This is a genomic window from Arthrobacter sp. Y3224198, from assembly GCF_059090025.1.
This window is the reverse complement of the sequence record NZ_JBNHFG010000058.1, coordinates 1-6,300: the sequence shown is the minus strand read 5'-3', so window position 1 is coordinate 6,300 and position 6,300 is coordinate 1. Positions and strand designations below refer to the sequence as shown.

At 68.7% G+C, this 6,300-nt stretch carries 7 protein-coding genes; 2 read left to right on the top strand and 5 right to left on the bottom strand.

Features of this window, described 5'->3' with window-relative positions:
• A partial coding sequence (locus AC5RUF_RS16145; protein WP_494131265.1) for a hypothetical protein occupies positions 1-228 on the top strand: 228 nt, incomplete at its 5' end.
• Positions 229-240: 12 nt separating this feature from the next.
• Here AC5RUF_RS16145 and AC5RUF_RS16140 read toward each other — a convergent pair.
• Positions 241-738 carry a CoA-binding protein gene (locus AC5RUF_RS16140; protein WP_494131264.1) on the bottom strand — a complete coding sequence of 166 codons (498 nt, stop codon included), beginning with the start codon at positions 736-738 and terminating at the stop codon, positions 241-243.
• Positions 728-2,062, bottom strand: a complete 1,335-nt coding sequence (locus AC5RUF_RS16135; protein ID WP_494131263.1) for an O-acetylhomoserine aminocarboxypropyltransferase/cysteine synthase family protein — start codon at positions 2,060-2,062, stop codon at positions 728-730. Before AC5RUF_RS16135 ends, AC5RUF_RS16140 begins: the two co-directional genes overlap by 11 nt.
• A 144-nt stretch (positions 2,063-2,206) precedes the next feature.
• Between AC5RUF_RS16135 and AC5RUF_RS16130 the strand changes: the two genes are divergently transcribed.
• Complete coding sequence (locus tag AC5RUF_RS16130; protein ID WP_493998408.1) at positions 2,207-2,467, top strand: hypothetical protein; 261 nt, start codon at positions 2,207-2,209, stop codon at positions 2,465-2,467.
• On the opposite strand, the gene acs is transcribed toward AC5RUF_RS16130, so the two are convergent.
• The 3 genes from acs to AC5RUF_RS16115 are packed head-to-tail and all read right to left on the bottom strand — an operon-like array spanning position 2,464 to position 6,283.
• Positions 2,464-4,431: an acetate--CoA ligase gene (gene acs / locus AC5RUF_RS16125; protein WP_494131262.1), complete on the bottom strand. Its 1,968-nt coding sequence runs from the start codon at positions 4,429-4,431 to the stop codon at positions 2,464-2,466. The genes AC5RUF_RS16130 and acs overlap by 4 nt on opposite strands.
• A complete protein-coding gene (locus tag AC5RUF_RS16120; protein WP_493997996.1) occupies positions 4,422-5,285 on the bottom strand; it encodes an ABC transporter permease in 864 nt (287 codons plus the stop codon). The genes acs and AC5RUF_RS16120 overlap by 10 nt, the downstream gene beginning before the upstream one ends.
• Positions 5,282-6,283 (bottom strand): aliphatic sulfonate ABC transporter substrate-binding protein, encoded by a 1,002-nt coding sequence (locus AC5RUF_RS16115; RefSeq protein ID WP_493997997.1) that lies wholly within the window; start codon positions 6,281-6,283, stop codon positions 5,282-5,284. Before AC5RUF_RS16115 ends, AC5RUF_RS16120 begins: the two co-directional genes overlap by 4 nt.
• Positions 6,284-6,300: the final 17 nt, after the last annotated feature.

The window sequence follows — 6,300 nt, the reverse complement described above, 5'->3', positions numbered from 1 at the left end:
GGCGAACCCGGCGCCGGACATTCTGACGCCTGGCCCGGCAACGGCGCAGCCAGCCGGCCGTCCAACGGCTATATCCCCGGCCTGAACCACCGCGCCGACGGGCTGGTCCGGGACACCATGGGCCCGGGCCGGTCCGTGGTCAACGGCGGGCCGGGCGGCTCGCTCCAGTTCCCCGGCGGACCCCGCTGGGATGCGCCGTACTGGCACGCGGAGCCGGGCCGCCGCTAGGGCGGCTGGGCGTCAGGCGGTCAGCTGGCGCCGCGAGGAGATCACCCCGGTGTTGAAGCCGGCGAGGTTCAGTCCGCCATGGAAGCGGGCATGCTCGATCTTCAGGCACCGGTCCATCACCACGCCCATGCCGGCGGCTTCCGCGTCCCGGGCCACCTCCTCATGCCAGGATCCCAGCTGCAGCCACAGGTTGCCTGCCCCTGCAGCTTTGGCTTCGGCAAGAACCCCGGGCAGGTCGTCATGCCGGCGGAAAACATCCACAATGTCCGGTGCTTCCGGGAGATCCGCCAGTGAGGCGTATACCGGCCTGCCCAGGATCTCCCTGGCCGTCGGGTTGACGAAATACACCTTGTAGCGCGAGGACGAGACCAGGTACGTGGCCACGAAGTAGGACGCCCGGGACGGCTTGTCCGAGGCACCTACTATTGCCACCGACCGGGCCGAACGCAGCAGCGCCAGCCGCTCGGGCGCCGTCGGGCCGGTCCAGGAACGGGAAGTGTCAGCGGACATCGGCGGTCTCTTTTTCGGTGGTGGCGGCGGTGGCAGCGGCCCCGGCAGCGGCGGTCAGTGCGGAGTCCAGGTCCCAGAGAATGTCCGCCAGGTCCTCCAGCCCCACGGAAATCCGCACCAGGTCCTCCGAGACCCCGGCGGAGGCGAGCTGCTCCGCGGACAGCTGCTGGTGGGTGGTGGAGCCCGGATGGATCACCAGCGTGCGGGAATCTCCGACGTTGGCCAGATGCGAGGCCAGCTGCAGGGACTCGATGAACACCTGCCCGGCCTTCCGTCCGCCGGCAACCCCGAAGCTGAATACCGAGCCCGGACCCTTGGGCAGGTACTTCCGCGCCCGTTCGTAGTGCGGATGTGACGGCAGGCCCGCGTAGCTGACCCAGGACACGCGGGGGTCCGCTTCAAGCCACCGAGCCACGGCCAGGGCGTTGCGCAGGTGCTCGTCCAGCCTCGGGGCCAAGGTCTCCACACCCTGCAGCAGGGCGAAGGCGGACGTGGCACTGAGCGTGGGGCCGATGTCGCGCAGTTGTTCGGAGCGGAGCTTGGTCAGGAAGCCGTATTCGCCGAAGTTTCCCCACCAGGAAATGTTTCCGTAGCTGGGAACGGGCTCGGTCATCCCGGGAAACTTGCCGTTGCCCCAGTTGAAGCGGCCGCTTTCGACGACGACGCCGCCCAGCGTGGTGCCGTGCCCGCCCAGGAATTTGGTGGCGGAGTGGATCACGATGTCCGCGCCGTGGGCGAAGGGCTGGACGAGGTACGGCGTGCTGAGGGTGGCGTCCAGGACCAGCGGCACCCCGGCGTCGTGCGCCACGCGGACCAGGCCTTCAATGTCCGTGACGTCCCCGCTGGGATTGGCCACCACTTCGGCGTAGACCGCCTTCGTGTTTTCCTGCACCGCGGCGGCATAGTCGGCAGGATCCGTTCCGGCCACAAACGTGGTGCTGATGCCGAACCGGCGCAGCGTAACGTCCAGCTGCGTCACCGTTCCGCCGTAGAGCTGGGCGGAAGCGACAATGTGGTCCCCGGCGGAGCAGAGCGCGGCGAAGGTGACAAATTCGGCGGACATGCCCGACGCCGTCGCCACCGCCCCGATGCCGCCCTCCAGGGAGGCGATGCGCTCCTCGAAGGCGGCCACGGTGGGGTTGCCGATCCGGGAGTAGATGTTGCCGTACTTCTGCAGCGAGAACAGGTTCGCGGCGTCGTCGGTGTCCTTGAAGACAAAGGACGTGGACTGGTAGATGGGCACGGCGCGGGCGCCGTGCAGGGCATCCGGGGTGCCGCCGGCGTGCAGTGCACGCGTACGGAAACCGAACTGGTGTTCACTCATTGGGACAGGTCCTTCCATGGGTACTGCTGAACTTGATGGTGCCGGGCTGATCAGCGCCGCTTCCCGTTGCGGTATCGCCCGGATGTGGGCTTAGGTTGCGGTAGGCAGGCCGGTAACGGACGCAGGGCGCTGAGGGAGGCCGCAGTGGACGAGTACGTGATTGTTGTCGAAACGGGCTACAAGATGGCCTCGGCCGCGCACCGGATGACGTTTACCGAGCCGATGGCACGCTGGGAGGCCACCCGGGTGTTCCTGGAGCTGATGGACGGCCGGCACCAGGACCTGCTGCCGGCACGGACGGACAGCCACATCCTGGAGGTATCCCCCACGGAGTTCCTGCGCGTCCACCAGGCCATGGGCGGGTCCGTGGTGCTGGACCGCGTCACGCTGACCCGGAAGCATTAGGCCGCTCCGTTCCGTGCGGCACAGACCGCCGCAATCTGTCCGATGCAGGCCTCATTCTGCAGGCTGCTGGTGTCGCCCAGGGCGGTTCCCTCGAACAGCTGCGTGAGCAGGCGGCGCAGGATCTTCCCGGAGCGGGTCTTGGGTACGTCCGGGACCGCCACGACGGCGGACGGCCGGGCGATCGGCCCGATTACCCGGCCCACATGGGCGCGCAGTTCCGCCTCGGCCAGGTCCGGGTCCGCCGCGGCGGCCAGTACCACAAACGCCGCCACGGCGGAGCCGGTGCGGGCATCGGGCACGGGGCAGACGCCGGCTTCCACCACCCACGGATGGGCGACCAGTGCGGATTCGATTTCAATGGTGGACAGCCGGTGCCCGGACACGTTGAGCACGTCGTCCACCCGCCCCAGGATCCAGGTGTCGCTGTCGTCGTCGTACCGGGCGCCGTCGCCGGCCAGGAACCAGCCCTGCCGGGCGTACTGCCGCCAGTACGAGTCCAGGTAACGCTGCGGGTCGCCCCAGACCGTCCGGGCCATCCCCGGGCCCGTCCGGTCCAGCACAATGAAGCCCTGGGTGCCGGGCGGCACCGGTTCTCCCGCCGCATCGACAATGCGGGTGGAAACGCCGGGCAGGGCGCGGGAGGCGCAGCCGGGTTTGAAGGAGGTGTCGGTGGGGCGCGGGGAGAGGATGGTGGCACCGGTTTCGGACTGCCACCAGGTGTCCACCACCGGCACTGTCCCGCCGCCCAGCTGCTCCCGCAGCCAGCGCCAGGCTTCCGGGTTCACGGCTTCGCCCACTGTGCCCAGCAGGCGGATGGAGGACAGATCGTAGCCGGCGGGTACCCCGTCCGGGAACCACCCCATCAGGGAGCGGACCAGGGTGGGCGCGGTGTAGTAGCTGGTGACCCGGTAGCGTTCGATGATTTCCAGGTGCCGGCCCGGGTGCGGGGTGTTCGGCGTGCCCTCGAAGATCACCTGCGTGGCCCCGTGGGCCAGCGGACCGTAAATCTCATAGGTGTGCGCGGTGACCCAGGCCAGGTCAGCGGTACACCAGTGCACATCCGCACCCCGCTGCTGCGGGTCGGGATGGGCGAAAAGGTACTCGTAGGTCTGCGCGGCCTGGGTGAGGTAGCCGCCGGTGGTGTGGACCAGTCCCTTGGGCCGGCCCGTGGTGCCCGAGGTGTACATGATGAACAGCGGGGCCTCGGCGTCGAATGCCTCTGCCTCGTGGATGTCCGACGCCGTGTCCACGGTCTCGTGCCACCACACGTCGCGTCCGGGCACCCAGCTGATGTCCGACCCGGTGCGGCGGATCACCAGCACGTGCTCAATGCTGTTCGGGCCGGCCACGGCCGCGTCCGCATTGTCCTTGACCGGTACGGCCTCCCCGCGCCGGAACTGCCCGTCGGTGGTCACCAGCAGTTTGGCACCGGTGTCCTCCACCCGGAACTTCAGCGCCTCGGCGGAGAAGCCGCCGAAGACCAGCGAGTGCACGGCGCCGATCCGGGCACAGGCGAGGGTGATGACAATGGTCTCCACCAGGACGGGCAGGTAGACCACCACCCGGTCTCCGGCCCCGATTCCCAGTGCCTCGAGGGCATTGGCGGCCCGGGAGACTTCGCGCAGCAGCTGGGCATAGGTGACGGGGCGGCGGTCCCCGGGCTCACCTTCGAAGTGCAGGGCAACCCGATTCCCTCGGCCGGCGGCCACGTGCCGGTCCACGCAGTTCACGGCCGCGTTGAGCCGTCCGCCGGCAAACCATTGGATGGCCGGGACGGTGTAATCCGCGTCGGCGTCCGGAATCTCCGGGCCGCTGAGCCGCCGCGGTTTCTCGAAGCTGTGGGCGGTGTGCCATGGCTGATCCCACTGCAGACGGCGTGCCGCGTCCTCCCAGAACCCGATCCGCTCAGCTTCCGTTGCAAACTCAGGTCCGGCTGCTGTTTCCGTTGCTGTGCCTACGCCCATTTCTTCACTGCCCACTTCTCAGCGACGCCCAGCAGGGCATCTGTTGCCTTTCCGATGACTGCCAGCAGCACGATCGCCAGGAACATGCGGTCAGTGCGGCCGTTGTTCTGCGAGTCGGTGAGCAGGAAGCCCAACCCCATGGAGGACGCGATCAGTTCCGCGGCCACCAGGAACAGCCAGGACTGTGCCAGGGCAAGCCGCAGGCCGGAGAACACCGCGGGAACCACGGCCGGCAGCTGCACCGTGCCGAGCAGCCTGATGCCGTTCAGCCCGAACGCGCGGGCCGCTTCCACCAGGTGCTTGTCCACGTGCCGGAGCGCCAGGCACACGGTGGTGAAGACCGGGAAGAACGCACCGATGGTGATGAGCGTGACCTTGGAGTCCTCGCCGATGCCCATCCAGAGGATCAGCAGCGGCACCAGCGCCAGGGACGGAACCGCACGCACAGCTCCGAACAACGGACCCAGCAGCACATCGGCCAGCCGGGACAGACCCAGCAGGGCGCCAAGGACCAGGCCCAGCGCCGCGCCGAGCGCAAATCCGGTCAGCACCCGCTGGGTGGAGATGGCGATGTGCGTGCCGAGCTCGCCTCGTTCAATCAGGTCCGCAGCAGAGGCCAGGACGGCGCCCGGGGAGGGCAGCTGCACGGCGCTGAAGACGCCGGCGGCGGAGACCAGCTGCCACAGTCCCAGCAGCAGCGCCGGGACGAGGAGGCCGAGCACCACCCGGGTCCAGGTCTTGGAGAGCAGCCCGGCAGCAGCGGTTTTCCGGGACGGCGCAGTGGGCGGCGCGGCGGGGGAACCCTGGGTGTTGCCGGGAACCGCTGAGCTGCCGGTCAGGTACGAGTTGCTCATTCCTTGATGGCTTCCGGATCGGCCTTCTGCACGAAGGAATCATCCAGCAGGGACGCCACGGCGTCGTCGATCGCCTCCTGGCTGGCGACGTCACCGGTTTCCACGAACACCGGGCCGACCTTCGCGAGGACCTTGCGCTGCGCCTCGCCCGGGGCGGCATCGACGTCGAGGTTGCTGCGTTCCAGGATCACGGTGCGGGCCACTTCCAGGTCCAGGCCGGCGACGTCAGCGAGGATCTGCGCCGTCTCCTCCGGGTTCTCGGCGGCCCAGGCGCGGGCCTTCTCGTAGGCGTTCACCACGGTCTGGGCCAGTTCCGGCTTCTCCTTGAGGAAGGACTCGGTGGCGTTGAGGAAGCCGTAGGTGTTGAAGTCAAGGTTGCGGTAGAGGAACTTCGCCCCGGCGTGCTCGGCGCCGGCCATGATCGGGTCCAGTCCGGACCAGGCATCCACCGCGCCGTTTTCCAGCGCCGTGCGGCCGTCGGCGTGCTGCAGGTTTTCCACGGTGACGTCCGATGTGCTCAGCCCGGCTTCTTCCAGCGCCTGGACCAGGAAGAAGTAGGGGTCCGTGCCCTTGGTTGCGGCGACCGACTTGCCGGCCAGATCGGCTACCGAGCTGATGTCGGAGTCGGGGGAGACCAGGAGCCCGGCCCATTCCGGCTGGGAGTAGATGCTGATGGTCTTGATCGGGGATCCGTTGGAACGGGCCAGCAGGGCTGCCGAACCGGCGGTAGAGCCCACATCGATCGCTCCGGCACGCAGCGCCTCGTTGGCCTTGTTGGACCCGGCGGACTGTACCCAGTTCACCTCCACACCCTGGTCTTCAAGGGTGGCTTCGAGCCAGCCCTGGTCCTTGATGACCAGGCTGAGCGGGTTGTACGTGGCGAAGTCAATGTTCAGGGTGCCGCCGTCGGCCGCCTCCACGGCGGATGCTCCGGTGCTCTCTTCACCGGCCACGCATCCGGTAAGGGCCAGGCCGGTCACAGCGGCGACGGCGGCCAGGGTGCGGGCCGCGCGCC

Coding starts and splice junctions, on each gene's coding strand:
- AC5RUF_RS16140 (WP_494131264.1), bottom strand. CDS start 738: ATGTCCGCTGACACTTCCCGTTCCTGGACCGGCCCGACGGCGCCCGAG.
- AC5RUF_RS16135 (WP_494131263.1), bottom strand. CDS start 2,062: ATGAGTGAACACCAGTTCGGTTTCCGTACGCGTGCACTGCACGCCGGC.
- acs (WP_494131262.1), bottom strand. CDS start 4,431: ATGGGCGTAGGCACAGCAACGGAAACAGCAGCCGGACCTGAGTTTGCA.
- AC5RUF_RS16120 (WP_493997996.1), bottom strand. CDS start 5,285: ATGAGCAACTCGTACCTGACCGGCAGCTCAGCGGTTCCCGGCAACACC.